A 26,563-nucleotide genomic window follows, 5' to 3' on the forward strand; every position below is an offset into this window, starting at 1 on the left:
TCGTCGTATGACATCTGTCATCCGGCAGTCAGGACCGCCGACACTGCCGGGCGGCCGGCCCACGCGGCCACTCTTGAGCACATGACAACGACAGTGTTGAACACGACGACTGAGGTAGTCGGATTCGACCAGGTGAGCAAGAGCTACGGGGACGTACGGGCCGTCGACGGCCTCACGCTCGCGCTGCACCCGGGGGAGACAGTTGCCCTGCTCGGCCCGAACGGGGCCGGCAAGTCCACCACGCTCGATCTGCTGCTCGGCCTCAAGCGCCCCGACAGCGGAAGTGTCGGCGTCTTCGGCACCGACCCCCGCGAGGCGATCGTCGCCGGCCGGGTGGGGGCCATGCTCCAGAGCGGCGGGCTGATGGGCGAGGTCACGGTCGCCGAGATGGTGCGGCTGGCCTGCGATCTGCATCCGCGGCCGTACCCGGTCTCCGACGTGCTCGCCCGCGCGGGCATCACGCAGATCGCCGACCGCAAGGTCGACAAGCTCTCCGGCGGCCAGTCCCAGCGCGTCCGCTTCGCCCTCGCGACGGCCGGCGACAGCGACCTCATCGTCCTCGACGAGCCCACCACCGGCATGGACGTCACCACCCGCCAGGCCTTCTGGGCCACCATGCGCGAACAGGCCGACCAGGGCCGTACGGTCCTGTTCGCCACGCACTACCTGGAAGAGGCGGACGCGATCGCCGACCGGGTGCTGGTCCTGCACCGCGGCCGGCTGCTGGCCGACGGCACCGCGGCCGAGATCAAGGCGAAGGCGGGGACGCGGCGGATCTCCTTCGACCTGGCCGACGGCCCCGTCGACGAGGCCGCCCTGCGCCAGTTGCCCTTCCTCACCACGCTCACGGTGTCCCACAGCGGCTCCGCCGCGGGGTCCGGCCGGACCGTGCGCATCCAGTCCTCTGACGCAGACGCGACCGTCCACGCCCTCTACGGTCTCGGCCTCTACCCCCGCAACCTGGAAGTCGCCGGGCTCGGCCTCGAGCAGGCGTTCGTCGCCATCACCGCCGCCGAGGAGGCACGTACGTCATGAAGGCCCTGATCCGGCTGGAACTCACCCGCGCCCTGCGCAACCGCAAGTTCCTGTTCTTCTCGGTGCTCTACCCGTCGATGCTGTTCCTGCTGATCGCGGGCACCGCCGACAGCACGACCAAGGTCGACGGCACGGGCCTGACGCTGCCGACCTACATGATGGTCTCCATGGCCTCCTTCGGCGCCCTCACCGCCGTCCTGATGGGCAACAGCGAGCGCATCGCCAAGGAGCGCGAGAGCGGCTGGGTACGGCAACTGCGGCTGACCACCCTGCCGGGCCGCGGATATGTGCTGGCCAAGACCGCGAGTGCCGCCGTGGTCAGCCTGCCGTCGATCGTCGTCATCTTCGTCGTCGCCGCCGTCGTGAAGGACGTACGACTGGATGCCTGGCAGTGGCTCGCCCTCACCGGTGCGATATGGGCGGGGAGCCTGGTCTTCGCCGCGCTCGGGGTGGCGATCGGGTACTCCGCGACCGGTGACGCGGTACGCCCGATCACGATGATCGTCTACTTCGGCCTGTCGCTGCTCGGCGGCCTGTGGATGCCCACGACGACCTTCCCTCATTGGCTCCAGGACATCGCCGCCTGGGTACCCACGCACGCGTACGCTGCGCTGGGGCAGGCCATCGAGCAGAGCCAGGCCCCGCACGCGAGGGACCTCGTCGTCCTCGTCGTCTCCTTCGCCCTGTTCACGGGCGGCGCGGCCTGGCTGTACCGGAAGGACACGTTGAAGGCGTGAGCGGCACAGGCGTCGGGATCGGGCAGCGCCCGGAGAATCGCAGGCAACGGTTCATCAAGCTCCTGTGGACCGGCATCTGGCTGGTGTACCTGAGCGCGCCGGCCAACGACCTGCTGCACGGCGGTCACAGCACGGGCGTGCGGATCCTCGGCTGGATCGGCCTCGCCGCGTTCGTCACCTGGTACATGCTGCTGCTCTTCCGCACCGGCCGGGGCGAGCGCAACAGCGTCGTGCTTGCTTCGCTCGGCGTCCTCGCCGCCCAGTCCACGGTCCTCGCACTGACCCTGGGCCGGGAGTGGCTGGTGCTGTTCGTGTACGTCTCCATCGCGTCCGGCGCGGCCCTGCCGCTGCGCATGGCGCGCTGGACGATCCCGGCCGCGTCCGCGCTGATGACCGTGATCGCGTTCGCGACACCGGGCGGCAAGGCCTTCCTGGCCGGGCTGCTGATCCCGGCCCTGCTGGGCGGCTTCGCCATGACCGGCGTGCGCGAACTGATCCGCACGACCGTCGCGCTGCGCGAGGCCCGCGCCACCGTCGCCCAACTGGCCGCCAACGAGGAGAGACTGCGCCTGGCCCGGGACCTGCACGACCTGCTGGGCCACTCCCTCTCCCTGATCACGATCAAGAGCGAACTCGCGGGCCGTATGCTCCCCGACCACCCCGACAAGGCGGCCCGCCAGGTCGCCGACATCGAGCAGGTCAGCCGCCAGGCCCTGGTCGACGTGCGCGAGGCGGTCTCGGGCTATCGCCGCCCGCGCCTCGCGGCGGAACTGGCGGGTGCCAGGGTCGCCCTGACGGCGGCCGGGGTGACGGCCGAACTCCCGGCCGAGCCCGACCTCACCGGCGTCCCCGAGGACAGCGAGACGGCCCTCGCCTGGGCCCTGCGCGAGGCGGTCACCAACGTCGTACGGCACAGCGGGGCCCGGCGCTGCACGGTCGAGGTCCTGCGCCGCCAGACCCTCGACGGCCCGGTCCTCGAACTCTCCGTCGAGGACGACGGCTCCGGCGACCAGGGCAACGGCCCCGGCCACGGCCTCACCGGCCTCACGGAACGCCTGGAGAAGGCGGGCGGCACCCTGGACGCGGGTGGCACCCGGCAGGGCTTCCGGCTGATCGCCCGCGTCCCGGCCGCCGCGATCTCGGCGGACGTAGGATCCGGTTCATGAGCCGCACGATCAAGGTCCTCCTCGCCGAGGACCAGTCGATGGTCCGCGAGGCCCTGGCCGCCCTGCTCGGCCTGGAGGAGGACATCGAGGTCGTCGCCCAGGTGGCCCGCGGCGACGAGGTCCTGGCGGCGGCCCGCGACCACGAGGTGGACGTGGCGCTCCTGGACATCGAGATGCCGGGCGCGACGGGCATCGAGGCGGCGGCACTCCTGCACAAGGAGCTGCCGGCCGTGAAGCTGGTCGTCCTCACGACCTTCGGCCGCCCCGGCTACCTCCGCAGCGCGATGGAGTCCGGCGCCGACGCCTTCCTGGTCAAGGACGCCCCCGCGGCCCAACTCGCCGAGGCGATACGCAAGGTCCTGGCAGGCGAACGGGTCATCGACCCCACCCTGGCGGCAGCGGCCCTGGCGGAGGGCGCCAACCCCTTGACCGACCGCGAGCGAGAGATCCTCCGAGCAGCGGAGGACGGCTCCACGAACGCCGAACTGGCGGCGTCCCTGCATCTGTCCCAGGGCACGGTCCGCAACTACCTCTCGACGGCCATCCAGAAACTGGCGGTGCGGAACCGGGCGGAGGCGGTGAGGATCGCGCGGGAGAAGGGGTGGCTGTAGGTCGCGGCCCGGTGAAGGCGCCCTGAGGGGCAACGCCCTTCAGGGGCGCGGGGAACTGCGCGACCAGCCACAACGAACCCGCGGTCGCGCCACCGGCCGAACCGCCACGGCGAACCCGCGAACTCAGTTGAGCAACGCCCGAGCAGCCCGCGCCTGCCCCCGCACCTGCTCCGCCGCCCCCTCATCCACCGCACAGATCAACTCGGCGTACTCCTCCAACTCCACGGCCCCCTCGACGAAGTCCCCCCGCTGGACAAGCAACTGCGCCCGCTCGAACCGCAGTCGAGCCGGATGCGACGGCAGCAGCAGCGACAGCTCCACCGCCCACAGCGCCACGTCCGACCGCTCGGGCCGAGTCGCCGCCCAGGCCCGGACGTTGTTCAGAATCCGCAGCACCACATCCAGCGGATCGGCCGGCGACAGCATCGACGGGTCCAGCGGCGCCCCCGTGGCCCCCGCCACCAGCAGCTCCGCATCGCCGCCCGTCAGCACCCGGCCCCCGTCGAACGGATCGGCGAGCACCTGCTCGTCGGTCGGCCCGAACCCCACGACGAAGTGCCCGGGCAGCGCGACCCCGTACACCGGGGCCCCCGCCCGCCGGGCCACCTCCATCCACACCACCGACAACAGGATCGGCAGCCCACGCCGCCGCTGAAGCACCTCGTGCAGCAACGACGACTCCAGCCGCTGATAGTCAGCGGCCGAGCCGCGAAACCCGTACCGCTCCCCGAGCAGCTCCCGCAGGGCCACGGCCCACGCCCTCGGCCCGCCCGGCCGGAACGGCAGCTGTCCGGCCAGGGCATCCAGCTCCACCTGTACGGAATCCATCCCCGGCTCGTCCAGCGCCCCGTCCGCCTCGGCTCCCACCAGCAGACACAGCATGGACAGATCGGGCCGCTCGGACCGCGCCTCTTCGGCGAACCGCCTGCGCAGCTCGGCGGAGCGTTCGGGCGGCGGGGGGTAGGGGGGACGCATAGCTGGCTCGTGCCCTTTCGCGGCGATCGGTACCACTGCTCACGGAGATCGATAGTGGTGGTAGGCATGATGCGCGGCGAACCCCATCCCGGCGTACATCTCCCGCGCGCCCGCGTTCTCCGCCTCGACCTGCAGCCACGCCGCCGACGCCCCCTCGTCGAGGGCCTGCCGGGCCAGCGCGGCCATCACCCGCGTGGCCAGCCCCTGCCGCCGCAGCGCCGGATCGACCTCCACGGCGGCGAACCCGGCCCACCGCCCGTCCACGACACAGCGCCCGATCGCGGCAGGCGCACCACCCTCCGCACTCGGAACCGTCGCGAACCACACCGAAGGCCCGCTCTCCAACACCTTCAGGGCCACCTCGCTCACCCCCTTGCGCTGATACCGGGCAAGCCAAGCCTCGTCCGCCTCCCGGGCCAGCACCACTCCGGCGCCCTCGGCCCGGTCGGCGACGGGCGCGAGCGCCCCGATCCACATCTCGGCAGACACCTCCCGCGCCCACCCGAGCCGATCCAGCTCCGCGCACAGCAGCTCCTGCGTGCCCTCGGCCCCGGTCGCGGTCTGGACGTAGGCGGGGAGCCCACGGTCGCCGTACCAGCGCCGTACGACGTCCAGCGCGGCCGGCAGCGGTAGGCCGGGGTCACCGAGCGGCAACACCGAGTTGGCCCGCCGGGTGAACCCGGACGCGGCGCGCAGCTCCCACTCGCCGAGCCGTTCGCTCTCGACGGGCCGCCACGCGCGCGCGGCGACGTGCGCGAGTTCCTCGTACGAGGCGGCGGGCCCCCGGCGCCGGGCGGGAGCGGCCGGCACCACCTTCCCCGCCACCAGCGACGATTCCGCGATGCGGACGGTCTCGCCAGTCTTCCGTGTGATCAGCAGCACACCGTCGTCCCATGATGCGAGAACACCCACCGTGTCGGTGAACTTCTCACCCTCGGCCGCAGGATCGTTCAGGCGGCGTACGGAGACCCGTTTGCCCACGTCAGCAGCGGTGATACGGACCTCAAGGCGTCCCGTCGCTGAGATTTCCACAGGTCAGTTCACCCCTCCTGTTCGGATCATGCCCAAGAACGGAGATACTAGGGGCGGGCATCGACGACGCCGCGCTCCCGCGCGCCAGGCGGCGGAGCCTGAGGAGGCCCGCCAGCGCCCTATCGAGGAGGAACGACAGCGTGACCTACGTCATCGCGCAGCCTTGTGTCGACGTCAAGGACAAGGCGTGCATCGAGGAGTGCCCGGTCGACTGCATCTACGAGGGCCAGCGGTCCTTGTACATCCACCCGGACGAATGCGTCGACTGTGGTGCCTGTGAGCCGGTCTGCCCGGTCGAGGCGATCTTCTACGAGGACGACACTCCGGAGGAGTGGAAGGACTACTACAAGGCGAACGTCGAGTTCTTCGACGAGCTCGGCTCCCCCGGCGGCGCCAGCAAGCTGGGCCTGATCGAGCGCGACCACCCGTTCGTCGCCGCGCTCCCGCCGCAGGCCGAGTAATCCTCACCGGCGACCCGCACAGCGTGCCGCCTCGGTCCCGTACGGCCTGATCACCCCGATCGTCGTACGGGACCGAGGCGTTGCCGTTTCTGCTGTACCAGAAAGTGAGCGAGATCCCGTGTCCGCAGTCTCCGACCGACTTCCGGCCTTCCCCTGGGACAAGCTGGAGCCGTACAAGAAGACGGCCGCCGCGCACCCCGACGGCATCGTCGACCTCTCCGTCGGCACGCCCGTCGACCCGGTCCCCGAGCTGATCCAGAAGGCCCTGATCGACGCGGCGGACTCCCCGGGCTATCCGACGGTCTGGGGCACCCCGGCGCTGCGTGACGCGATCACGGGCTGGGTGGAGCGCCGCCTGGGCGCCCGTGAGGTCACCCACCGGCACGTCCTGCCGATCGTCGGCTCCAAGGAACTGGTCGCCTGGCTCCCCACCCAGCTGGGCCTCGGCCCCGGCGACAGGGTGGCCTACCCGCGGCTCGCCTACCCGACGTACGAGGTCGGCGCCCGCCTCGCCCGCGCCGACCACGAGGTCTACGACGACCCGACCGACCTGGACCCGGCCGGCCTGAAGCTCCTCTGGCTGAACTCCCCGTCGAACCCGACGGGCAAGGTCCTGTCCAAGGACGAGCTCACCCGGATCGTGGCGTGGGCCCGCTCGCACGGCATCCTGATCTTCTCCGACGAGTGCTATTTGGAGCTGGGCTGGGAGGCCGACCCGGTCTCGGTCCTGCACCCGGACGTGAACGGCGGCTCGTACGACGGCATCGTCGCCGTCCACAGCCTCTCCAAGCGCTCGAACCTGGCCGGCTACCGCGCGGCGTTCCTGGCCGGCGACCCCGCGGTCCTGTCGCCCCTCCTGCAGATCCGCAAGCACGGCGGCATGATGACGTCGGCCCCGACGCAGGCGGCCGTCGTCGCGGCCCTCGGCGACGACGAACACGTCCGCCTCCAGCGCGACCGCTACGCCGACCGCCGCACGGCCCTGCGCGAAGCCCTGCTCCGCCACGGCTTCCGCATCGAGCACAGCGAGGCCAGCCTCTACCTCTGGGCCACCAAGGACGAGTCCTGCTGGACGACGGTCTCGGCCCTGGCCGACCTGGGCATCCTGGTGGCCCCGGGCGACTTCTACGGCGAGGCGGGCGCCCACCACGTACGAGTCGCCTTCACAGCGACGGACGAACGCGTGCGGGCAGCGGTACAGCGCCTGACGTAACCAACGCGTCCCGGCCCCGGCCGACGTACCGTCGCAGGCACGCAAAAGCCGACGGGGCCCAGGGAGACTCCCTGAACCCCGTCGGCTCAAGTCAGGCGCACGCCGACCGTCAGCCGATGGGAAGCCCCTGCACCGGCAGCGCCCCGGTCGCCGGGACGCCGGACCCAGCCGCGTCACCGAGAACGGTCCCGACCGACCCGGCCACACCGCCCGCGGTCTCCTGCGCCGCGGGCGTCGCCTTCTTCGTGACCTTGCTGCCGGCCTTGGTCGCCGTCGGCACCGCCTTCTTCGCGGCCTTGCCGCCGGTCTTGGTCACCTTGCCACTGGCCTTCGTCGCGGTCGGCAGCGCGTTGTCGACCGCGGTGTCGACGGCGCCACCCGCGAGCCCGGTGGCGTTCGTGGCCGCGCCGTCAACGACGCTCGCGCCGTCCAGGGCGGTCAGCCCGCCGACCTTGGAGGCGTCGGGCAGTTCGGGGGCCGCGCTGGCGGAGCCGGCCGCACCGACCCCGGCAGCCGCTCCCGCAGCGACGAGCAGCGCGGCACGGGCGATCCGGCGGGTCAGGGGGAGGGACATGATGCTCCTTCGACGGTTATGTCGGATGAGAACGATGAAGTGTCCGACCACGCCCGGCAGTTGACCGACTGGCTGTTGATCTCCGGGCTCGGACGCAGTGACTACCGCTCGAAGCCCGCGAAGGTTGCGGCGACGCAACGTAAAGAGTTGGCAATGCGTCGCATTATCGCCTGCGGATAAATGGGGGCATAGCTCATGCCGCCCGAAACCCTGCCGAATCCTTACAGCCCTTGATTCTCAAGGCCTTTGACGGATGTGAGGGTGTCCGCGCGAAAACCTTCCCACGGCACCGTCGACCGACACCTCGGGCAACTCTCGGGAGTGATCCGCCGAACGCCTGCGCGTAACAGCCGATGTGTACTGCTCGGCAGCTGCTACGGCATGGTCGCGATCCGGACCGAGTCCAGACTGCTCGGCGCCCCCGCGGTGCCCTGCCCCGCGAGCGGACGCCACTGGCTGTCGGTGTTCCCGGCGGTCCACTCGCGCCCGGCGTACGACACCCGCTTGATGTGCAGATCGGAGGCGTTGGCCACGGCCCAGTGGGCCAACTGCCAGCCGCGCTCCCGGACACCGCGCCCGGCGCCCGAATGCCCGTCGGCGGTCACGGGCAGCACGACGGTCTGCCCGCTGCTCCCGGCCGCGGACGCGGTGGGCGTGGGGGTCGCGTCCTTGGCGCCCACCTCCGCCGAGGCCGGCTGGAGCGCGTCCCGCCCGAAGTCCCGTACGAGCGCGGCCCGCACGGCGTCCGGGCCCGTGGCCCGGGTGGCGGCGGGGCGTCCCTCGCAGGTCAGCGTGGCCGCCGAACGTCCGGTGAGGGCGGCCGCGAGCAGCGTCGCGTCCGGCTCGTGCTTGGCGTACGCGTCGGGGAAGCCGCTGCGCTGGACGTGCTGCGCGGCCACGGTGAGCGGCATCTCCATGTACCCGCGGACCTTGACCAGGTGCTCGTAGAACATGCCCGACGAATAGGTCGGGTCCATGATCTCCTGCTCGGTGCCCCAGCCCATCGAGGGCCGCTGCTGGAACAGGCCCAGCGAGTCGCGGTCGCCGTGGGCGATGTTGCGCAGCCCCGACTCCTGCAGCGCGGTCGCGAGGGCGATCGCCACGGCCCGCTCGGGCAGCCCGCGGCCGGTGCCGACGGCGACGATCGTCGCCGCGTTGACCGCCTGCTCCGGAGTGAACTCGTACCGCGTCCCGGCGCCGTCGCCCGAAGCGACCTCGCAGCCCGGCTCGCCCGTGCCGCCGGTGACGTACTGCACCGCGAGATACCCCGCGACGGCGAGCAGGACAAGGAAGGCCGCCCCGCGACGCAGGAGGCGGCCACGACGTGTGGAGGAGGGGTACGGCTCTGGCACGCCTACAAGGTAGCTGAGGTTACCGAGGGGTATGGGTCGAGTGAGGAAAGTGGGCCGACGGCCCGACGGTCGGGCGCGTTAGGGTCGGCACCATGGCCGACACCTCCCTTGACCTCACGCTGGACGCCGCGAAGCTCACCGCGCAGCTCGTCGACTTCCCCTCCGTCAGCGGCACGGAACAGCCTCTCGCGGACGCGATCGAGGCCGCCCTGCGTGCCCTGCCGCATCTGACGGTCGACCGGTACGGCAACAACGTCGTGGCGCGCACCAACCTGGGCCGGCCGGAGCGCGTGATCCTCGCCGGCCACATCGACACGGTGCCGATCGCGGACAACGTCCCGTCGCGGCTGGACGCGGACGGCGTCCTGTGGGGCTGCGGCACCTGTGACATGAAGTCGGGCGTCGCGGTCCAGCTCCGCATCGCCGAGACGGTCGTGGCCCCGAACCGGGACCTGACCTTCGTCTTCTACGACAACGAAGAGGTCACCGCGGACCTCAACGGCCTCAAGCACGTGTCCGAGGCCCGTCCGGAGTGGCTGGAGGGCGACTTCGCGGTCCTGCTGGAGCCGTCGGACGGCGAGGTCGAGGGCGGCTGCCAGGGCACGCTCCGGGTGCTCCTCAAGACCACGGGCGAGCGCGCCCACTCCGCGCGCAGCTGGATGGGCTCGAACGCGATCCACGCGGCGGCCCCGATCCTCGCCCGCCTGGCGTCGTACGAGCCCCGTTACCCGGTGATCGACGGCCTGGAGTACCGGGAGGGCCTGAACGCGGTCGGCATCTCGGGCGGCGTGGCGGGCAATGTCATCCCGGACGAATGCGTCGTCACCGTCAACTTCCGCTACGCCCCCGACCGCACCGAGGAGGAGGCCATCGCGCACGTCCGCGAGGTCTTCGCCGACTGCGGCGTCGAGGAGTTCGTGGTGGACGACCACAGCGGCGGCGCGCTCCCCGGCCTCTCCCACCCCGCGGCAGCGGCGTTCATGGCCGCGGTCGGCGGCGACGCGCGCCCCAAGTACGGCTGGACGGACGTTTCCCGTTTCTCCTCCCTCGGCATCCCGGCGGTCAACTACGGCCCCGGCAACCCGCACTTGGCGCACAAGCGGGACGAGCGGGTGGAGACGGCGAAGATCCTTGCGGGGGAGGAGCGGCTCAGGGCGTGGCTCACGGCGTAGGACCCGGGGTGGACGAGCGGTGAGCGTGCGCCCGGGGATCGCCGGTACGGCGCTTCATGGCGGACATGCACACGTCCCCCGTCCGTAACCCGCGTGGATCTACGCTGAGTGGAAAGACCTGCAACATCTGCACGACCTGCAAGACCGCAGGCCCCGCAGCGGAGGGAGCGTACATGGCTACCGGCAACCCCGAGGGGAAGAAGCAGCCACCGTCGGAGCAGCGTCTGGGACCGGTGATCCGCAGGCGGGATCAGGTGACGGCGAGCACGACCGACCAGCGCCTGCTGGACGCGGGCGGGCCCTCCGACTGGGTCCACACGGACCCCTGGCGAGTCCTGCGCATCCAGTCGGAGTTCATCGAGGGCTTCGGCACCCTCGCCGAACTCCCGGCCGCCATCAGCGTGTTCGGCTCCGCCCGCACACCGGCCGACTCTCCCGAGTACGACGCCGGAGTCCGCCTCGGCCGCGGCCTGGTCGAGGCCGGCTTCGCGGTGATCACCGGCGGTGGTCCGGGTGCCATGGAAGCGGCGAACAAGGGCGCCTGCGAGGCGAAGGGCGTCTCGGTCGGCCTCGGCATCGAGCTCCCCTTCGAGCAGGGGCTCAACCCCTACGTCGACATCGGCCTGAACTTCCGGTACTTCTTCGTCCGCAAGATGATGTTCGTCAAGTACGCCCAGGGCTTCGTGGTCCTCCCCGGCGGCCTCGGCACCCTCGACGAACTCTTCGAGGCCCTCACCCTCGTCCAGACCCAGAAGGTCACCCGCTTCCCCATCGTCCTCTTCGGCAGCGAGTACTGGGGCGGGCTGGTCGACTGGCTGAAGAACACCCTGATCGCCCAGGGCAAGGCATCGGAAAAGGACCTGCTCCTGTTCCACGTCACGGACGACGTGGACGAGGCGGTGGCACTGGTGTCGAAGGAGGCGGGGCGCTAGCGCTGGGCTTGGGCCGTCGTCTGACGCCGACTTGAGGTACTCGGCGGGCCCGGCGTTTGGGGACGGTGCAGCTGTCCCCGACCCTCACCCACCCGCTGGGGGCTGCGCACGCGCGCGGACGGTCCCTCTCGCCGCCGGTCCGGGCATTTCAGCCTGTCCGGCGCTTGAGGACGAGGCCGTTCAGGCCGATGGCGGGGGTCTGGGGGCGGCAGCCCCCAGGTCCGGGGTGGCCCCTTCAGGACGGGACGGGTAGGGGCGGCGGGGGCGAAGAAGGCTAGGCCAACCCCCGCCGTGCCACCGCCGGCGCCCGCCACCCCGCGATCGACGCCACCATCTCCAACACCTGCCGCGTCTCCGCCACCTCATGCACCCGATACACCTGCGCGCCCAACCACGCCGAAACCGCAGTAGTGGCCAACGTCCCCACCACCCGCTCCTTCACCGGCCGGTCCAGCGTCTCCCCGACAAAGTCCTTGTTGGACAGCGACACCAGCACAGGCCATCCCGTCTCGACCATCTCCCCGAGCCGCCGAGTCGCCTCAAGACTGTGCCGCGTGCTCTTCCCGAAGTCGTGCCCCGGATCGATGAGGATCGACTCACGCGGCACCCCCAGTGCCAGCGCCCGCTCGGCCAGCCCCACAGTCACCCGCAGAATGTCGGCCATGACGTCGTCGTACGTCACCCGGTGCGGCCGGGTCCGAGGCTCCGCACCCCCGGCATGCGTGCACACCAACCCCACCCCGTACCGAGCGGCGACCTCAGCCAGCCCGGGATCCACCCCACCCCACGCGTCGTTCAGCAGATCCGCCCCCGCCTCGCACACCGCCGCCCCGACCTCGGCCCGCCAGGTGTCCACGCTGATCACGACATCCGGAAAGCGCCGCCGCACCTCGGCCACGAACCCGACCGTCCGCCGCGCCTCCTCATCGGCGGTCACCTCTTCGCCGGGCCCGGCCTTGACCCCTCCGATGTCGATGATGGCCGCCCCCTCCGCCACGGCCTGCTCCACGCGCGCGAGGGCGGGCTCGTCGCGGAACGTCGCCCCCTGGTCGTAGAAGGAGTCCGGGGTCCGGTTCACGATCGCCATGATCACCGGCTCGTGCGTGTCGAACTCACGCCTGCCCAGCCTGAGCATCCCCTGTGACCTCTCCTTGTGTGTCCTGGTACGTCCCGCCCTTTGGGCCGCCTGCGACCCTAACTGTCAGAGTCGCATGGCACGATCGGACACTGACACACTCGTCCGCTCGCATAAACCGACCGTGGGGGCCCGCAGCGATGGTTATGTTCTTGTTCCTGGTCGTCGCGCTGGCCGTCGTGGTCGCCGCGGTGACACTCGCCGTGGTGGGCGGCGGCGAGAGCGACGGCCCGCTGGCCGAGGCGGAGCCCGAGCGCCTGCAGGACCTGCTGCCTCTGGACCGCCCGGTCGACCGCGCGGACATCGAGACGCTCCGCTTCCCGCTCGCCGCCCGCGGCTACCGCATGGCCGACGTCGACGACGCCCTCAGCCGGCTCGGCGCCGAGCTCGCCGAGCGCGACGCCCGGATCGCCGACCTGGAGTCCGCCCTGTCCGGCGCGCAGGCCTCGCCCGGTCATGTGTCGATGGACAAGCCCGCCCAGGAGGACCAGCAATGAGTGACGGCACGGCCCTCGCCGGCCCGGACGGCGCCCTGCGCTGCCCCTGGGCCCTGTCCACCCCGGACTACGTGACGTACCACGACGAGGAGTGGGGCCGCCCGGTCCACGGCGACGACGCCCTCTACGAACGCCTCAGCCTGGAGGCCTTCCAGTCGGGCCTGTCCTGGATCACGATCCTGCGCCGCCGCGAGGGTTTCCGAGCCGCCTTCGCGGGCTTCGAGATCGCCAAGGTCGCCACCTTCACGGACACCGACAAGGACCGCCTCCTCACCGACGAGGGCATCATCCGCAACCGGGCGAAGATCGACGCGACCGTCGCCAACGCCCGCGTCCTGGCCGACTGGGCCCCCGGCGACCTGGACGACCTGATCTGGTCCCACGCCCCGGACCCGACCACCCGCCCGGCCCCGAAGACCGTCGCCGACGTCCAGGCGGTCACCCCGGAGTCGACTGCCCTGTCCAAGGCCCTGAAGAAGAGGGGCCTGCGCTTCGTAGGACCGACGACGGCATACGCGTTGATGCAGGCGTGCGGTCTGGTCGACGATCACTTGGAAACCTGCGTCGCGAGAAGCGCCGTCTAGGAGCGCGGGGCTGTGTCGGTTGCGGCTTCGCCGCGTGGCCGCGACCAGCCCCCCCACGAGCCCGCAGACCCCGACGGCGCAACCGCCCCGAGCTCACCGGCCCAAGTACTTCGGCCTCTCCTTGTTGACGAAGGCCTGCACCGCGATCGCATGGTCCTCGGAAGACCCGGCCCGCGTCTGCAGCTCGTCCTCCTTCTCCAGCGTCTCCTCAAGGGAGTGCGACAGCCCGAACGCCACTGCCTCCTTGATCGCCCCATAGGCCACGGTCGGCCCCTCGGCGAGCGCCCGCGCAACCTTCTCTGCCTCGGCCCGCAGCTCCGCGGCGGGCACCAGCCGGTTCGCGATCCCCAGCTCGTACGCCTCCTGCGCCTTGATGTTGCGCGGGAAGAGCAGCAGGTCCGCCGCTCGGCTCGGTCCGACGACCCGCGGCAGCGTCCACGAGATCCCGGAGTCGGCGGTCAGCGCGACCCCCGCGAAGGACGTGTTGAAGGCCGCCGTATCCGCCACCACCCGATAGTCCGCCGCCAGCGCGAACCCGAAGCCGGCTCCGGCAGCGACCCCGTTCACCCCGGCGACCACGGGCTTCGACATCCCGGCCAGCGCCCGCACGATGGGGTTGTAGTGCTCCCGCACGGTGCTCATCGTCTGCCCCGAACCCGTCTCCCGGTCGGAGATCAGCAGCCCGATGTGCTCCTTGAGGTCCTGCCCCACACAGAACGCCCGCTCCCCGGCCGCGGTCAGCAGTACGGCTCGTACGGCGTCGTCGCCTGCCGCAGCCTGGACCGCGTCCCGCAGGGCGACCTTGGTCTCGACGTTCAGCGCGTTCATCGCCTCGGGGCGGTTCAGCGTGATCGTCGCGAGTCCGTCGCTCACCTCGTAGAGCACGGTGTCGGCCATGGCGTATCCCCTCCGGTGTGGCGGCTCGGGCGTACTCGTCGGTACGCACCTGTCTGAAGGACAGCATGGCGGAGATCACCGGCAACGGCCCCGACCGGACGTGTGACCTGCGTCAAAGAATTTACGTCCGGTTCCGTTCGGCCGAAGCGCGTGCGGCGGAGCAGTATCGCAGTCACATCGCCGAATTGAGTGGTTTTGCTCGCGCGCGTTGCCCAAGCGATGCCGACTGATGTTGGTCATCGGGTCCTGAGATGCGGGATAATGGCTTGGAAGCAATGTGTTCGATGCCGGTGTCGCGTGTCCCATACCTGACGCGCGTGCCCTCCATGGGGCCGTCGGCTTTGACGATGAGCTGGTTTCAGGAAGGGGAACGAGCATGGCGGCCATGAAGCCGCGGACGGGCGATGGCCCGCTCGAGGTGACCAAGGAGGGGCGGGGCATCGTCATGCGCGTTCCGCTCGAAGGCGGCGGTCGGCTCGTCGTCGAGCTGACCCCGGACGAGGCCGACGCGCTCGGCGATGCCCTCAAGAAGGTCGTCGGCTGACGCGGCAGCGACCCTACCCTTTCGGCGACCCCGGCATCGCACATGGTGCCGGGGTCGTTGTTTTCCCCGGTGCTTCCGCGAGCCTCTTCGGTTCGGCCGTCGGTCCGACCGGCACGTTCGCCGGTCTTCCCGGTAGGTCCGTGGCTGTTCCCGGCAGGAGTACGGCGTGTGCGGGGGCCGGTCAGGCGGTCAGCGCTTGACCGCGCAGAGCAGCCCGTCGCCCACCGGCAGCAGGGACGGCACCAGCTCCTGGCTCTCGCGCACCGCGCGCAGCAGTTCCCGGATCCGTATGACCTCGGTGGGCTGCGGGCCCGAGTCGACCGTGCGGCCGTTGGCGAAGACGCCCTCGAACACGACGAGGCCGCCCGAGCGCAGCAGGCGCAACGATTCAGCGAGATAGTCGAGGAACTCCAGCCGGTCGCCGTCGCACAGGACGAGGTCGTAACCGGCGTCGGCGAGGCGGGGCAGGACGTCCAGGGCGCGGCCCGGGATGAAGCGGGCGCGGTTGCTGGCGAAGCCGGCGGCCCGGAAGGCCTGCCGGGCGAACTGCTGGTGCTCGGGCTCGGGGTCGACCGTGGTCAGCACGCCGTCCGGGCGCATACCGTGCAGGAGGTGGATTCCGGAGACGCCGGTACCGGTGCCGATCTCCGCGACGGCCTTGGCGTCCACCGTGGCGGCGAGCATCCGCAGCGCGGCACCCGTGCCGGGCGACACCGAGCGCAGCCCCGCCTCGCGGGCCCGGTCACGGGCCCAGCGCAGGACGTCGTCCTCGGCGACGTAGGCGTCGGCGAACGCCCAGCTCGTCTGCCGGTTGCCGGTAATGACCCTCTCCTGTCCCCGTGGTTGCCTGGGCGTGACTGTATCCGTTGCGCCCGGGAACCCGCAGATGGGACCAGGCGTTTAGAGGGGTGGGAAGACGAGCGGGGGGACACAGTTGGATCACGACGACGAGCAGGGCCGAGAGCAAGTGCTGACGCAGGCGCACCAGCCGTGTCAGCCCAGATCAAATTCTCGTAAAACCGCTTATCCGGAGCTAACGGGCGAGGTGGCTATGGTAGGGGCTCCACTGGACACCACCAGAGCCGACAGGGGAGGTGCGGCTGCGCCTGTGGATCGGGGAGGAGTGCTCCGGCGCTTTCTCGGATCGGCAGGTAGGCCGAAATCCGTGAACGACACCGCTGACCAAAGCCACGCCGACGAATACGCCCAGACCGCGACCTTCTCCACCGACGCGGACGGGCAGGCGTGGACTCCGCCCACCTGGGAGGAGATCGTCAGCACGCACAGCGGCCGCGTCTACCGCCTGGCGTACCGCCTCACCGGCAACCAGCACGACGCGGAGGACCTGACGCAGGAAGTCTTCGTCCGCGTCTTCCGCTCCCTGTCGACGTACACGCCCGGCACCTTCGAGGGCTGGCTGCACCGCATCACCACCAACCTCTTCCTGGACATGGTCCGTCGCAAGCAGCGCATCCGCTTCGACGCGCTCGGCGACGACGCCGCCGAGCGGCTGCCCAGCAAGGAGCCCTCGCCCCAGCAGGTCTTCAACGACGCGCACTTCGACGCGGACGTCCAGCAGGCCCTCGACACCCTCGCGCCCGAGTTCCGCGCCGCGGTCGTCCTGTGCGACATCGAAGGACTGTCGTACGAGGAGATCGCCGCGACCCTCGGAGTCAAGCTGGGCACCGTCCGGTCCCGCATCCACCGCGGCCGTTCCCAGCTGCGCAAGGCCCTTGCGCACCGTTCGCCGGAGGCGCGTGCCGAGCGCCGCTCCTTCGTGCCGCGCGTGCCCGCACTGGGGGGAGGGGGCGCGACCGCGTGAGTGGCACCCGACCCAACCCCGCCGAACGGCTCCTGGCCGAGCAGCACCTTGGCGACCGACTCTCCGCCCTCGTCGACGGAGAGCTCGGTCATGAGACGCGCGAGCGCGTCCTGGCCCACCTGGCGACCTGCGCCAGGTGCAAGTCGGAGGTCGACGCCCAGCGCCGACTGAAGAACGTCTTCGCGGAGGCGGCCCCGCCGCCTCCCTCAGAGAGTTTCCTGGCCCGTCTTCAGGGCCTCCCCGGAGGAGGTGACCTGGACGGCGGTGGCTCGCCGCTGGGCGGGGGAGGATTCGGCGGACTGTCCGGACGGCCGGGCGCCGGGGCCTTCGGCATGAAGCGGGACGACCGCTTCGAGTTCGGATACGTTCCGTCGCGTTCGCACGCCGTCCCGGCGCTCCCCGCCTCCGACCGCGGCTTCCGTACCCACCCCGTGGGCCGGCATGACGCCGATCGTGCGTCCTCCCGCATGCGGTTCGCCCTGGTCGCGGCGGGCGCGGTGTCGCTGGCTGCGATCTCGCTGGGCGGCGTCACGACCAGTGCGCCGACCGACGCGGAGGCGCGCGGCGGCTCGGGGACCGGCAGCAATGTGACGCCTACGCGGACCCAGGGCACGGGCGGCACGGCGGCACCGGAGAACCAGCGCCGCCGTGCCGTGGGCCCCCTGCTCGCGCAGGGGCAGGGTGCGCAGACGCCCGACACCCCCGTGGCCCCGACCGAGGTCGCGGCTCCCCTCCTGCCCGGCATGCCGGCCCAGCCCGCCGACGCGGACATACACACCCTCGCCGCACCCGTGGTGGCCGGCGCGGCCGCCATGTCCCCGCTGATACGCCCGCTCAGCGCGACCCCGCCGCTCGCGCTGACCTCGTGGGCCACGACCGCCGCGATCACAGCGGCCCCCGACCTGCTCACCGCACCCCTCCCCGACGCCACCTCATCCCCCTCCGCCCCTCCGGCCACCGGCCGCTGACCCGGCCTCTGCGCAGCGGCCCACGAACCTGATTGAATCCAGGGTGGGCCGCGCGCCGTGCCTGCGGGCCGGGCGCGGAGTGGATGAGCTGCGGCCGCCGTTGACGCCGCGTGCCGGATGGGGGGTAGCACGAGGTCGCCGGTTTCCTGGGGGGAACCTGAGTGCGACAGCGCAGAGTCGAGTAGGCATTCGGGCGCCGGGATGTCCCGGTGGCGGCCTGCCGGGAAGCCAGGAATCGCATGCAGCCGCTGCCGTCGGCGCGGCACCGTTCGGGCGGGGTTCCTTGGACAGCCGGCACATACGGGCTGCGGGGTGGCGACCGATCGGCTGAGGCTGCCCAGCCGGACGCCGGCCGTGTCCGTTCGGATGCGGCCAGGAGCGGAGCGCCCTACTCGAGCATCGGGTCAGCAGTGAGCAGGAAGCAGAGCATGAACGAGGGGAAGCCCGCGAAGGCGAAGTGGTGGAACCGACCTCGACCGCAGGGGCCTTCGGCCGAGCCGGAGGGGGCGTCTCCTGGAGATGCCGGTGCACGGGGCCACGGCGCTGACACCGAAGGGGACTTCGAGCTGGCGCTGCCCGCGGTGAGCGATGGTGGTGGCGGGACTGCGGCCGAGGGCGACTTCGAACTGGCCCGGCCTGAGGCGGGCGCAGCCGGCGAGGGGGACCCGACCGAGGGGGACTTCGAGCTTCGGCCCGCGGTGAGCGGCAGTGGCGGTGACGCGGCTGCACCCGAGACGGACTTCGTACTGGCCCGACCTGCCACGGGTGCGGACGGGGACAGCGACGGCGACGCGGCTTCGGGCGAGGGCGACTTCGAGCTTGCGCGGCCGGCGGGAGCGCCCGCGTCCCTCCCGGAGGCAGACGTGACGGCCCCGGCCACGGAGGTCGCCGAGCAGGCCGGCGCCGTGGCCGACGGTGCCGTGGTCGCGGAGCCCGCTGCCGACGCCACCGCCGTTCCCGCCGCGCCCGTCGCCGAGCGCCCCAAGCCCCTGCACGACCCCGACCCCTACAGCACCCCGCCCTACGGCGAGCCCGGACCCTGGGCCCCCGCTCCGCCGGTCCAGCACCCGGCGGCCACGCCCGCGCACGGGACGGCGGTACCGATGCCGCCCCAGTCGGCGCAGGGCGTGGAGACGCCGGCGCAGGGCACTGCCGTACCCGTCCCGCCCCCGCCGACGCCCGGCGTGCCGACTGCCGCGCCCGGTGCACCCGCCCCGACGACCGGCACCCAGGCCGCAGTCCACACCGCACCCGTCTCACCGGTACCCCCGACCCCGCCCGTCGGCGAACCCACGCCCGCGCCGGAACCGGCACTCAGTGCAACCGCCACGGCGGCGCCCCCCAACATCCCCGCCCAGACGGCACCCCCGGCGCCCGGCACAGCCACCCGGGCCACCCCCACCCCGGCGACTCCGGCGGCAGACGCCCCGCCCCCCACCAACCCCTGGCAGAACTACGACCCCTGGTCCCGCACCCACCACCCCACCTCTCATCCCGCCCCCCTCCAGCAGAACGGCGCCGCGCTCGCCACCGGCGTGCCGAGTCGCAAGCCTGGGAGGAAGGCGCTCGTCGTCGGTGCCCTGTTGCTCGCCCTCGTGTCCGGTGGGGTGGGTGGGGCCGTAGGGGCGTATCTGGAGCGCAACGGGGGAGTGGGGGACGTGGAGCTGCCGCAGGCCGGCAGTGAGTCCGCCGGACGGGCGCCGGACAGTGTCGCCGGGATCGCCGCGCGTGCCCTGCCGAGTGTCGTGACGCTCCATGTGAGCGGCAGCGAGGAGCAGGGCACCGGCACCGGATTCGTGCTCGACGACCGCGGTCACATCCTCACCAACAACCACGTCGTCGAACCCGCAGGTGACGACGGCGAGATATCCGTGACCTTCCACAGCGGCGACTCCGCAAAGGCCACCGTGGTCGGACGGGACGGCGGCTACGACCTCGCCGTCGTCAAGGTCACCGGCGTCAGCGGGCTCGACCCCCTGCCGCTCGGCAACTCCGACAACGTCCAGGTCGGCGACCCCGTCGTGGCCATCGGCGCCCCGTTCGACCTGGCGGGCACCGTCACCTCAGGCATCGTCAGCGCCAAGGAGCGGCCGATCACGGCCGGCGGCGAGAGCGGCGACGGCAGCGACGTGTCGTACGTCGACGCGCTGCAGACCGACGCGCCCATCAACCCCGGCAACTCCGGCGGCCCTCTCCTCGACGCCCAGGGCCGTGTCGTCGGCATCAACTCCGCGATCCGTTCCGCCGACAGCGGGTCCGACCTCGACGGCGGCCAGGCAGGCTCCATCGGCCTCGGCTTCGCCATCCCGGTCAACCAGGCCAAGCGCGTCGCCGAGGAGCTGATCAACACGGGCAGGGCGACCCACCCCGTCATCGGGGTCACCCTCGACATGGACTACACCGGCGACGGAGCCCGCGTCGGCACCAAGGGCAGCGACGGCGGCCCCGCGGTCACCGGCGGCGGCCCCGGCGCCAAGGCCGGCCTCAAGTCCGGCGACGTCATCACCGAGGTCAACGGCCAGCGCGTCCACTCCGGCGAGGAGCTCATCGTCAAGACCCGCGCCCACCGCCCCGGCGACCGGCTGGAACTGACCTTGGAGCGCGGCGGAAAGGAGATCTCGATCTCGCTGACGCTGGGCTCTTCGAGCGGTGGCTGAGCGGGGCCGAGACTCACAGAAACCTCTCAGCGTGACCCGTGTCACTCCCCACGCGGGCCCTGACAAGGCAAACAACCCGGAAAACCGCACGCCCACACGCATTCGGAGGCCTCGGGACAGTACCGGTCGTAGCGGATGGCCGGGTACCGTGGAGCCGACCGAGGACATCGCAAGGAGCTTCAGGTGTTCAATGACATAGGACCGCTCGAGCTGGTGACGCTCATCGTCCTCGCCGTGCTCGTCTTCGGTCCGGACAAGCTCCCGAAGCTCATCCAGGACGCCACGCGGACGATCCGCAAGATCCGCGAGTTCTCGGAGAGCGCCAAGCAGGACATCCGGCAGGAACTGGGCCCGGAGTTCAAGGACTTCGAATTCGAGGACCTCAACCCCAAGACGTTCATCCGCAAGCAGCTGGACAACGACGAGCTGGGGCTGAAGGAGATCCGCAACGGCTTCGACCTGAAGAAGGAAATGGCCGAGGTCACCGACGCCGTCCACGGCCGTGACGCGGAATCGTCCTCGTCGTCCTCCGCCCCGGGTTCCGCCGGCGGCGCGATCGACATGACGAAGAAGCCGGAGAACCCCCGCGACGAGCGCCCGCCGTACGACGCGGACGCCACCTGACCGGTACGAACACGCGGGCGGGACACCGCTCGTACGTGACGCTTCTCATACTCCGCCCGGGTCGTGCACGGCCTGAACCCGCCCTCTGTGCGCCCCACGCGCCGGGCGCTTTCACTGCTGCTCGGAGCGGTGTGGCTATGCTGCCGAGTTGTTGTGCGGACCGGACGAGTACGCCCGAAGGGGGGCGGGCCGGGCTGGTCCGGCGAGAACGAGGAGGCGTCCGGGCACATGGAGACGACGAGTCAGACGACGAGTCGGGCAGTCGCGCAGGAACCGGCCGCGGACGGCGGACAGCAGGTCCCCTCCGCCCGGCGCACGGTCGACGGCTACCTGTTGGCGCCTTTCCCCTGGTACGGCCTCGATGAGGCCTTCACGGGGCCGCGCTGGCTGATGCAGGTCGGCATGGCTGCCGACGGGTCCGTGGAACACGGATCGATCGGGCACGGCGACGAGCCCTCCGTACGGCACGAGGCGACGGAGGACCGGGACAAGTTCGCCGTGGTCGTGACCGTCGCGGCGAATCCGTCCCGGCGGAGCGCCGACGGCACGGGGCTGCTGGAGGCCACCTCGGTGTCCTCGGCGGCGTGGCTCGCCGGGGTGGGGCTGCTGTCCTTCACCTGGCCGGGGCAGATGGATCACTCGCTGCGCGACGACTGGCTGGAGCAGCAGACGGAGACGGCGTGGGCCCTCGCGGACGACCTGGAGGGTTCGGACTGGTCGACGCTGTCCCTGCCGGTGGACGGGGTGCCCACGCCCTTCCACTACCGGGAGTCCGAGTTCGGCTGGGTGCTGGCCGGGTCGACTCAGCAGGGCGTGCACGTGGGGGCGTACGGCAGGGGCATGAGCGCGTACGGGCTGGGCTTCGCCATGATCAAGGACATCTCGGCGTACGCCTAGGCCCCGGCCCGCACGGAGACACAGATACGCCGATGGGGGCGCCGTCCGGTGAGACGGCGCCCCCATCGGCGTACCGGAATCAGAACTTGTTCTTCGGGGTGATCCCGAGGGACAGGCCCGAAAGGCCCCGCTGGCGGCCTCCAAGCTTCCCCGCGATCGCGCGCAGCGCCGAGCCCGCCGGGGAGTCCGGGTCCGTCAGGACGACCGGCTTGCCCTCGTCGCCGCCCTCGCGCAGGCGGACGTCGATGGGGATGCTGCCGAGGACCGGGACGTTGGTGCCTGTCGTGCGGGTGAGGCCCTCGGCGACCGTCTGGCCGCCGCCCGTGCCGAAGACGTCGACCATCTCGTCGCAGTGCGGGCAGGGCAGGCCCGACATGTTCTCGACCACGCCGACGATCTTCTGGTGGGTCTGGACGGCGATGGAGCCGGCCCGCTCGGCGACCTCGGCGGCGGCCTGCTGAGGCGTGGTGACGACGAGGATCTCCGCGTTCGGGACCAGCTGGGCCACCGAGATCGCGATGTCGCCCGTGCCCGGCGGCAGGTCGAGCAGCAGGACGTCCAGGTCGCCCCAGTACACGTCCGCCAGGAACTGCTGGAGCGCGCGGTGCAGCATCGGGCCGCGCCAGACCACCGGGGCGTTGCCCGGCGTGAACATGCCGATGGAGATGACCTTCACGCCGTTCGCCGACGGCGGCATGATCATGTTCTCGACCTGGGTCGGACGCCCGTCGGCGCCCAGCATGCGCGGCACGCTGTGGCCATAGATGTCGGCGTCGACGACGCCCACCTTGAGGCCGTCGGCCGCCATCGCCGCCGCCAGGTTGACCGTCACGGACGACTTGCCGACGCCGCCCTTGCCGGACGCGACCGCGTACACGCGGGTCAGCGAGCCGGGCTTGGCGAAGGGGACCTCGCGCTCGGCGGTGCCGCCGCGCAGGGCGTTCGCCAGCTCCTTGCGCTGCTCGTCGCTCATGACGTCGAGCGTGACGTCGACGCGGGTGACCCCCTCGACCGCGGAGACGGCGTCCGTCACGCGCTGGGTGATCGTCTCGCGCATCGGGCAGCCGGAGACGGTCAGGTACACGGTGACCGCGACCGCACCGTCCGCACCGATCTCCACCGACTTGACCATCCCCAGTTCGGTGATGGGGCGGTTGATCTCGGGGTCGTTCACCGTCGCCAGCGCTTCGCGCACCGCGTCTTCCGTAGCCATAAGGACGATGGTACGGCGCGGTAGCCATGCCCCGGTAAGCCCGTCAGCGGTCGTCTACGTCACGTCCCGCAGACCGATCTGCCGGGAATACCCCGTGCTCGCGGTGACCGCCGTGCCGGTGACCGTTGCCCCGCTCGTCCAGGTCCTTGAGAAGGTCCTGCAATTCCGAGCGCATCCAGTCGCGGGTGGCCACCTCGCCCAGGCCGATGCGCAGCGCGGCGATCTCGCGGGTCAGGTACTCGGTGTCGGCGATCGACCGCTCGTTCTGCTTGCGGTCCTGCTCCAGGTTGACCCGGTCGCGGTCGTCCTGCCGGTTCTGCGCGAGCAGGATCAGCGGGGCGGCGTAGGAGGCCTGGAGGGACAGGGCCAGCGTCAGGAAGATGAACGGGTACTCGTCGAAGCGCAGGTCGCCGGGTGCGGCGATGTTCCACAGCACCCACACGATGATCACGATCGTCATCCAGACGAGGAACCGTCCGGTGCCGATGAAGCGGGCGACGCGCTCCGACAGCCGTCCGAAGGCCTCCGGATCCCACTCGGGCAGGATCCGGCGGCGCGGCGGACGGGGTTGGTCGAGGCGGGTACGGGGTGCCCTGGTGGTCGCGGTGGCGCCCGACGCGACGCGCTCGCGCGTGCCCTCGCGCTCAGGAGCCATGCGCCGTCACCCCCTCGCCCGCGCCCTCGTCCAGGTGGAACTCCGTCTCCCGCCAGTCGTCGGGCAGCATGTGGTCCAGAACATCGTCCACGGTCACCACGCCCAGCAGCGACCCGGACTCGTCCACGACGGGCGCCGCGACCATGTCGTACGTCGCGAAGAAACCGGCGACGACCGGCAGCTCCGCGTCCGGGTCCAGGGCCTCCAGAGCCTCGTCGACCATCGAGCTGACCAGCGTGTACGGCGGGTCGCGCAGCAGCCGCTGGAAGTGGACCGTGCCGAGGTACTTGCCGGTCGGGGTCTCGTCGGGCGGTCGGCAGACGTAGACCTGGGCGGCCAGGGCGGGGGACAGGTCGGGGTTGCGGACCCGGGCCAGGGCGTCGGCGACGGTGGCGTCGGGGCGCAGGATGACCGGCTCGGTCGTCATCAGACCGCCGGCCGTGTGCTCCTCGTACGCCATCAGACGGCGCATGTCGGCCGCGTCCGCGGGCTGCATCAGGCTCAGCAGCCGCTCCTGGTCGTCCTCCGGCAGCTCACCGAGCAGGTCGGCCGCGTCGTCCGGGTCCATGGCCTCCAGGACGTCGGCGGCACGTTCCTCCTTCAGCTTGCCGAGGATCTCGATCTGGTCGTCCTCGGGGAGCTCTTCGAGGACGTCGGCGAGACGGTCGTCGTCGAGGGCCGCGGCGACCTCGGCACGGCGCTTGGGGGAGAGGTGGTGCAGGACGTTGGCGAGGTCGGCGGGGCGCAGCTGCTCGAAGGTGGCCAGGAGGCTCTCGGCGCCCTGTCCCTTCTCCTCCAGGGTGAAGCCGGTGACGGCGGACCACTCGACGGTCAGCGACTCGCCCCTGGCCCGCCGGAAGGCGCCGCTGCGGCCGCCCTTGCGGACGAACACCTTGTCGATCTCCCAGTCCCGGCGGGCCGGCAGCTGCCCGACCGACAGATCGAGGACGGTGACCTCCTCGCCGGTCTCGACGAGGGTGACGCGCCGGTCGAGCAACTCGCCGAAGACGAGGCGCTCGGTGGGGCGCTGCTCGAAGCGTCGGACGTTGAGCACGCCGGTGGTGATGACCTGGCCGGACTCGATGCTGGTGACGCGGGTCATGGGCAGGAAGATGCGGCGCCGGGTGGAGAGTTCGACGACCAGGCCGAGCACGCGTGGCGGGCGCCGGCCGACCCGCAGCATGACGACCAGATCGCGGACCCGGCCCACCTGGTCGCCGTTCGGGTCGAACGCGGCGACGTCGGCGAGGTGCGAGACGAAGATCCGGGGAGCGCCGGCTGCCATTGCTGAGGCTCCTTTGCCTGCTGTTGCGCTTGCCGTTCGTGGACTGTGCCGCTTACCCGAATTGCCCGCTCGGGTGGGCTTCAGGCTAGCCCGTCCGGATCCGATACGCCCTGGTGAGCAGTCCGGACGGACTGGCTCCGCTCGGGCCCTGACACCCCGGTACGCTGCGGTACGCCGCTCGGGTCCCACAACAGAAAGGCAGCCCCACCTGTGCCTGCGATTCCCCAGGGTCGTATTCGCCGGGCCGCGATGCTGAGCGCCGTGTGCGCGCTGGTCGTGTCGGGAGCCGGACTGACGGGATGCAGTAGTGAGGACCCGGACGAGGGCACCAACGGGGTCGGCAAGCTGCCGGCCGCCGAGATCCAGCGCAAGACCCGTACGGCCGCCGACTCCGCCGAGGCGGTCCGCCTCTCCGGGAGCGTGGTCACCAGCGGGCGCACCTACAAGCTCGACATGCAGCTGAAGGCCGACGGCGGGACGGGGTCGGTCACCGCGCAGGGGGCCAACTTTCAGCTGCTGCGGATCGGTGAGCAGCTGTATCTGAAGGCCGACGCCGGGTTCTGGAGCGATGCGGAGGGCGCGAAGACCGACGCGGCGGCGGACAAGCTGAACGGCAAGTACGTGAGGGTGCCTGAGGGTGATCCGTCGTACAAGAAGTTCAGCGGTTTCACGGACAAGAGTGTCCTGCTCGACGGCCTGTTGACGCTCCACGGCGCTCTCGCCGCCGACGGGCACCACGAGCAGGAGGGCACCCGCACCATCCGCATCACCGGCGACAAGGGCGCCGGCGGCACCCTGGACGTCTCCCTGGAGGGGACCCCGTACCCCCTCCGCCTCACCCGCGCGGGCGGCGGGGGCACGTTGACCTTCTCGGCCTGGGGCAAGGACTTCCCGCTGGAGAAGCCGGCCAAGGACGAGACGGTGGACTACGGCAAGCAGCTGCCGACGTCGTGACTGGCCGGCGAGGTGACCGGCCCGCGCTCCGACCGGCTAGCGGCGCCGCTTCTTCTTCAGCAGCAGCCGCGGCAGCCCCGCGGGGATCGGCTCACGTGTCGTCGCCGGGGAGGGCAGGGGCGCTTCGGCCAGTGAGCCGTCCGGCAGCGGGGCGGTGGTGCCCGTCGGCTCCAGGCGCAGTACCCGGCACTCGCGGGCCCAGCGGGACGGCATGGCCTCGCCGTCGGGTGCGTTGAGTCGCTTGCCCTTCAGCTCGGCGACCGTCGCCTCCCACTGCTCGGAGCCCGGCGCCAGTTCCACGACCTTCGCCGACCAGGAGACCAGCCGGCCGCCCTTGTCCTTGCTGCGGACCGTCACCTCGGCCGTGGCCCCGTCGGCCAGCCCCGGCAGCGGCTGCTCGCCGGGCCCGTCGCCGACGACACACGCCGCACCCTCGTGCCACGCGTGCCACAGCGCCCGGGCCGGGACGCCGGGTCCGCTGACCCAGACGAGGCCGGACTTCTTCGTGGCCTCCTCGACGAGGGCCTGGTCGAGCAGCTCGCTTGTCATGGCCCAAGCCTATTCCAGCCGC

At 71.5% G+C, this 26,563-nt stretch carries 29 protein-coding genes; 18 read left to right on the plus strand and 11 right to left on the minus strand.

What is annotated here, in order from left to right:
- The first annotated feature begins 81 nt into the window (after positions 1-81).
- Genes ACZ7L5_RS20755 through ACZ7L5_RS20770 form a run of 4 tightly spaced genes read left to right on the plus strand, consistent with a single transcriptional unit; the run spans position 82 to position 3,549 of the window.
- Entirely contained in the window at positions 82-1,035 is a 954-nt protein-coding gene (locus ACZ7L5_RS20755; RefSeq protein ID WP_471518270.1) for an ABC transporter ATP-binding protein, read from the plus strand.
- Positions 1,032-1,772: an ABC transporter permease gene (locus tag ACZ7L5_RS20760; protein ID WP_471518271.1), complete on the plus strand. Its 741-nt coding sequence runs from the start codon at positions 1,032-1,034 to the stop codon at positions 1,770-1,772. Before ACZ7L5_RS20755 ends, ACZ7L5_RS20760 begins: the two co-directional genes overlap by 4 nt.
- A complete protein-coding gene (locus ACZ7L5_RS20765) occupies positions 1,769-2,938 on the plus strand; it encodes a sensor histidine kinase (RefSeq protein WP_363034879.1) in 1,170 nt (389 codons plus the stop codon). The genes ACZ7L5_RS20760 and ACZ7L5_RS20765 overlap by 4 nt, the downstream gene beginning before the upstream one ends.
- On the plus strand, positions 2,935-3,549 hold the full coding sequence (locus tag ACZ7L5_RS20770; protein WP_471518272.1) for a response regulator: 615 nt from the start codon (positions 2,935-2,937) through the stop codon (positions 3,547-3,549). The genes ACZ7L5_RS20765 and ACZ7L5_RS20770 overlap by 4 nt, the downstream gene beginning before the upstream one ends.
- A 123-nt stretch (positions 3,550-3,672) precedes the next feature.
- Here the strand turns inward: ACZ7L5_RS20770 and ACZ7L5_RS20775 are convergent, their stop codons facing one another.
- On the minus strand, positions 3,673-4,524 hold the full coding sequence (locus ACZ7L5_RS20775; RefSeq protein WP_471518273.1) for a transglutaminase family protein: 852 nt from the start codon (positions 4,522-4,524) through the stop codon (positions 3,673-3,675).
- Positions 4,525-4,563: 39 nt separating this feature from the next.
- Positions 4,564-5,556 carry a GNAT family N-acetyltransferase gene (locus ACZ7L5_RS20780; RefSeq protein WP_471518274.1) on the minus strand — a complete coding sequence of 331 codons (993 nt, stop codon included), beginning with the start codon at positions 5,554-5,556 and terminating at the stop codon, positions 4,564-4,566.
- A 140-nt stretch (positions 5,557-5,696) separates the two neighbouring features.
- On the opposite strand from ACZ7L5_RS20780, the gene fdxA reads away from it, so the two are divergent.
- Together fdxA and ACZ7L5_RS20790 are read left to right on the plus strand one after the other, a co-directional pair.
- The gene (gene fdxA / locus ACZ7L5_RS20785) at positions 5,697-6,017 is read left to right on the plus strand and encodes a ferredoxin (RefSeq protein ID WP_007495984.1); all 321 of its coding nucleotides are present in this window, start codon (positions 5,697-5,699) and stop codon (positions 6,015-6,017) included.
- Between the two features lie 118 nt (positions 6,018-6,135).
- Positions 6,136-7,230, plus strand: a complete 1,095-nt coding sequence (locus ACZ7L5_RS20790; protein ID WP_471518275.1) for a bifunctional succinyldiaminopimelate transaminase/glutamate-prephenate aminotransferase — start codon at positions 6,136-6,138, stop codon at positions 7,228-7,230.
- Positions 7,231-7,339: 109 nt separating this feature from the next.
- On the opposite strand, the gene ACZ7L5_RS20795 is transcribed toward ACZ7L5_RS20790, so the two are convergent.
- Both ACZ7L5_RS20795 and ACZ7L5_RS20800 read right to left on the minus strand, forming a co-directional pair.
- A complete protein-coding gene (locus ACZ7L5_RS20795) occupies positions 7,340-7,804 on the minus strand; it encodes an ATP-binding protein (RefSeq protein ID WP_328879493.1) in 465 nt (154 codons plus the stop codon).
- Between the two features lie 374 nt (positions 7,805-8,178).
- Positions 8,179-9,156, minus strand: coding sequence for a VldE C-terminal domain-containing protein (locus ACZ7L5_RS20800; protein WP_471518276.1), 978 nt, complete (start codon positions 9,154-9,156; stop codon positions 8,179-8,181).
- 92 nt (positions 9,157-9,248) lie between these two features.
- Between ACZ7L5_RS20800 and dapE the strand changes: the two genes are divergently transcribed.
- Positions 9,249-10,328 (plus strand): succinyl-diaminopimelate desuccinylase, encoded by a 1,080-nt coding sequence (dapE, locus tag ACZ7L5_RS20805; protein ID WP_467479170.1) that lies wholly within the window; start codon positions 9,249-9,251, stop codon positions 10,326-10,328.
- Positions 10,329-10,501: 173 nt separating this feature from the next.
- Positions 10,502-11,260: an LOG family protein gene (locus ACZ7L5_RS20810; protein WP_362380688.1), complete on the plus strand. Its 759-nt coding sequence runs from the start codon at positions 10,502-10,504 to the stop codon at positions 11,258-11,260.
- A 274-nt stretch (positions 11,261-11,534) separates the two neighbouring features.
- Here the strand turns inward: ACZ7L5_RS20810 and folP are convergent, their stop codons facing one another.
- A complete protein-coding gene (gene folP / locus ACZ7L5_RS20815; protein WP_471518277.1) occupies positions 11,535-12,395 on the minus strand; it encodes a dihydropteroate synthase in 861 nt (286 codons plus the stop codon).
- A 146-nt stretch (positions 12,396-12,541) separates the two neighbouring features.
- Between folP and ACZ7L5_RS20820 the strand changes: the two genes are divergently transcribed.
- Together ACZ7L5_RS20820 and ACZ7L5_RS20825 are read left to right on the plus strand one after the other, a co-directional pair.
- Positions 12,542-12,892 (plus strand): DivIVA domain-containing protein, encoded by a 351-nt coding sequence (locus ACZ7L5_RS20820; RefSeq protein WP_471518473.1) that lies wholly within the window; start codon positions 12,542-12,544, stop codon positions 12,890-12,892.
- On the plus strand, positions 12,889-13,476 hold the full coding sequence (locus ACZ7L5_RS20825; RefSeq protein ID WP_471518278.1) for a DNA-3-methyladenine glycosylase I: 588 nt from the start codon (positions 12,889-12,891) through the stop codon (positions 13,474-13,476). The genes ACZ7L5_RS20820 and ACZ7L5_RS20825 overlap by 4 nt, the downstream gene beginning before the upstream one ends.
- A 93-nt stretch (positions 13,477-13,569) precedes the next feature.
- On the opposite strand, the gene chcB is transcribed toward ACZ7L5_RS20825, so the two are convergent.
- Positions 13,570-14,373, minus strand: a complete 804-nt coding sequence (gene chcB / locus ACZ7L5_RS20830; protein ID WP_471518279.1) for a 2-cyclohexenylcarbonyl CoA isomerase — start codon at positions 14,371-14,373, stop codon at positions 13,570-13,572.
- Positions 14,374-14,438: 65 nt separating this feature from the next.
- On the opposite strand from chcB, the gene ACZ7L5_RS20835 reads away from it, so the two are divergent.
- Together ACZ7L5_RS20835 and ACZ7L5_RS20840 are read left to right on the plus strand one after the other, a co-directional pair.
- Entirely contained in the window at positions 14,439-14,603 is a 165-nt protein-coding gene (locus ACZ7L5_RS20835) for a hypothetical protein (protein ID WP_471518280.1), read from the plus strand.
- A gap of 146 nt (positions 14,604-14,749) precedes the next feature.
- Positions 14,750-14,917, plus strand: coding sequence for a DUF3117 domain-containing protein (locus tag ACZ7L5_RS20840; RefSeq protein WP_003966491.1), 168 nt, complete (start codon positions 14,750-14,752; stop codon positions 14,915-14,917).
- Between the two features lie 189 nt (positions 14,918-15,106).
- Here the strand turns inward: ACZ7L5_RS20840 and ACZ7L5_RS20845 are convergent, their stop codons facing one another.
- Positions 15,107-15,805: an O-methyltransferase gene (locus tag ACZ7L5_RS20845; protein WP_328884328.1), complete on the minus strand. Its 699-nt coding sequence runs from the start codon at positions 15,803-15,805 to the stop codon at positions 15,107-15,109.
- 235 nt (positions 15,806-16,040) lie between these two features.
- Between ACZ7L5_RS20845 and sigE the strand changes: the two genes are divergently transcribed.
- The 5 genes from sigE to ACZ7L5_RS20870 all read left to right on the plus strand — a co-directional run bounded on the left by sigE (position 16,041) and on the right by ACZ7L5_RS20870 (position 21,885).
- Positions 16,041-16,739 carry an RNA polymerase sigma factor SigE gene (sigE, locus tag ACZ7L5_RS20850; protein WP_471518281.1) on the plus strand — a complete coding sequence of 233 codons (699 nt, stop codon included), beginning with the start codon at positions 16,041-16,043 and terminating at the stop codon, positions 16,737-16,739.
- Positions 16,736-17,707 carry an anti-sigma factor family protein gene (locus ACZ7L5_RS20855; protein WP_471518282.1) on the plus strand — a complete coding sequence of 324 codons (972 nt, stop codon included), beginning with the start codon at positions 16,736-16,738 and terminating at the stop codon, positions 17,705-17,707. The genes sigE and ACZ7L5_RS20855 overlap by 4 nt, the downstream gene beginning before the upstream one ends.
- A 428-nt stretch (positions 17,708-18,135) precedes the next feature.
- Positions 18,136-20,364, plus strand: coding sequence for a S1C family serine protease (locus tag ACZ7L5_RS20860; protein ID WP_471518283.1), 2,229 nt, complete (start codon positions 18,136-18,138; stop codon positions 20,362-20,364).
- Positions 20,365-20,547: 183 nt separating this feature from the next.
- Positions 20,548-20,988: a sec-independent translocase gene (locus ACZ7L5_RS20865; RefSeq protein ID WP_363034902.1), complete on the plus strand. Its 441-nt coding sequence runs from the start codon at positions 20,548-20,550 to the stop codon at positions 20,986-20,988.
- A 228-nt stretch (positions 20,989-21,216) separates the two neighbouring features.
- A complete protein-coding gene (locus tag ACZ7L5_RS20870; protein ID WP_471518284.1) occupies positions 21,217-21,885 on the plus strand; it encodes a hypothetical protein in 669 nt (222 codons plus the stop codon).
- 79 nt (positions 21,886-21,964) lie between these two features.
- Here ACZ7L5_RS20870 and ACZ7L5_RS20875 read toward each other — a convergent pair whose 3' ends face one another.
- Genes ACZ7L5_RS20875 through ACZ7L5_RS20885 form a run of 3 tightly spaced genes read right to left on the minus strand, consistent with a single transcriptional unit; the run spans position 21,965 to position 25,038 of the window.
- Positions 21,965-23,098: an Mrp/NBP35 family ATP-binding protein gene (locus ACZ7L5_RS20875; RefSeq protein WP_391393459.1), complete on the minus strand. Its 1,134-nt coding sequence runs from the start codon at positions 23,096-23,098 to the stop codon at positions 21,965-21,967.
- 43 nt (positions 23,099-23,141) lie between these two features.
- Positions 23,142-23,753 carry a DUF1003 domain-containing protein gene (locus ACZ7L5_RS20880; RefSeq protein ID WP_471518285.1) on the minus strand — a complete coding sequence of 204 codons (612 nt, stop codon included), beginning with the start codon at positions 23,751-23,753 and terminating at the stop codon, positions 23,142-23,144.
- Positions 23,743-25,038, minus strand: a complete 1,296-nt coding sequence (locus ACZ7L5_RS20885) for a magnesium transporter MgtE N-terminal domain-containing protein (protein ID WP_363034910.1) — start codon at positions 25,036-25,038, stop codon at positions 23,743-23,745. Before ACZ7L5_RS20885 ends, ACZ7L5_RS20880 begins: the two co-directional genes overlap by 11 nt.
- Positions 25,039-25,248: 210 nt before the next feature.
- Between ACZ7L5_RS20885 and ACZ7L5_RS20890 the strand changes: the two genes are divergently transcribed.
- Complete coding sequence (locus tag ACZ7L5_RS20890; protein WP_471518286.1) at positions 25,249-25,992, plus strand: hypothetical protein; 744 nt, start codon at positions 25,249-25,251, stop codon at positions 25,990-25,992.
- A 36-nt stretch (positions 25,993-26,028) separates the two neighbouring features.
- Here ACZ7L5_RS20890 and ACZ7L5_RS20895 read toward each other — a convergent pair whose 3' ends face one another.
- Positions 26,029-26,541: a hypothetical protein gene (locus ACZ7L5_RS20895; RefSeq protein ID WP_328879475.1), complete on the minus strand. Its 513-nt coding sequence runs from the start codon at positions 26,539-26,541 to the stop codon at positions 26,029-26,031.
- Positions 26,542-26,563 lie beyond the last annotated feature (22 nt).

This window comes from Streptomyces sp. NPDC107528 (assembly GCF_055639295.1).

Bases quoted from the DNA above. Each gene is read 5' to 3' on its own strand.
- ACZ7L5_RS20755 (WP_471518270.1), top strand. From the start codon at position 82: ATGACAACGACAGTGTTGAACACGACGACTGAGGTAGTCGGATTCGAC.
- ACZ7L5_RS20760 (WP_471518271.1), top strand. From the start codon at position 1,032: ATGAAGGCCCTGATCCGGCTGGAACTCACCCGCGCCCTGCGCAACCGC.
- ACZ7L5_RS20770 (WP_471518272.1), top strand. From the start codon at position 2,935: ATGAGCCGCACGATCAAGGTCCTCCTCGCCGAGGACCAGTCGATGGTC.
- ACZ7L5_RS20775 (WP_471518273.1), bottom strand. From the start codon at position 4,524: ATGCGTCCCCCCTACCCCCCGCCGCCCGAACGCTCCGCCGAGCTGCGC.
- ACZ7L5_RS20795 (WP_328879493.1), bottom strand. From the start codon at position 7,804: ATGTCCCTCCCCCTGACCCGCCGGATCGCCCGTGCCGCGCTGCTCGTC.
- dapE (WP_467479170.1), top strand. From the start codon at position 9,249: ATGGCCGACACCTCCCTTGACCTCACGCTGGACGCCGCGAAGCTCACC.
- ACZ7L5_RS20810 (WP_362380688.1), top strand. From the start codon at position 10,502: ATGGCTACCGGCAACCCCGAGGGGAAGAAGCAGCCACCGTCGGAGCAG.
- folP (WP_471518277.1), bottom strand. From the start codon at position 12,395: ATGCTCAGGCTGGGCAGGCGTGAGTTCGACACGCACGAGCCGGTGATC.
- ACZ7L5_RS20820 (WP_471518473.1), top strand. From the start codon at position 12,542: ATGTTCTTGTTCCTGGTCGTCGCGCTGGCCGTCGTGGTCGCCGCGGTG.
- ACZ7L5_RS20825 (WP_471518278.1), top strand. From the start codon at position 12,889: ATGAGTGACGGCACGGCCCTCGCCGGCCCGGACGGCGCCCTGCGCTGC.
- chcB (WP_471518279.1), bottom strand. From the start codon at position 14,373: ATGGCCGACACCGTGCTCTACGAGGTGAGCGACGGACTCGCGACGATC.
- ACZ7L5_RS20835 (WP_471518280.1), top strand. From the start codon at position 14,439: ATGGCGGAGATCACCGGCAACGGCCCCGACCGGACGTGTGACCTGCGT.
- ACZ7L5_RS20840 (WP_003966491.1), top strand. From the start codon at position 14,750: ATGGCGGCCATGAAGCCGCGGACGGGCGATGGCCCGCTCGAGGTGACC.
- ACZ7L5_RS20860 (WP_471518283.1), top strand. From the start codon at position 18,136: ATGAACGAGGGGAAGCCCGCGAAGGCGAAGTGGTGGAACCGACCTCGA.
- ACZ7L5_RS20870 (WP_471518284.1), top strand. From the start codon at position 21,217: ATGGAGACGACGAGTCAGACGACGAGTCGGGCAGTCGCGCAGGAACCG.
- ACZ7L5_RS20875 (WP_391393459.1), bottom strand. From the start codon at position 23,098: ATGGCTACGGAAGACGCGGTGCGCGAAGCGCTGGCGACGGTGAACGAC.
- ACZ7L5_RS20880 (WP_471518285.1), bottom strand. From the start codon at position 23,753: ATGGCTCCTGAGCGCGAGGGCACGCGCGAGCGCGTCGCGTCGGGCGCC.
- ACZ7L5_RS20885 (WP_363034910.1), bottom strand. From the start codon at position 25,038: ATGGCAGCCGGCGCTCCCCGGATCTTCGTCTCGCACCTCGCCGACGTC.
- ACZ7L5_RS20895 (WP_328879475.1), bottom strand. From the start codon at position 26,541: ATGACAAGCGAGCTGCTCGACCAGGCCCTCGTCGAGGAGGCCACGAAG.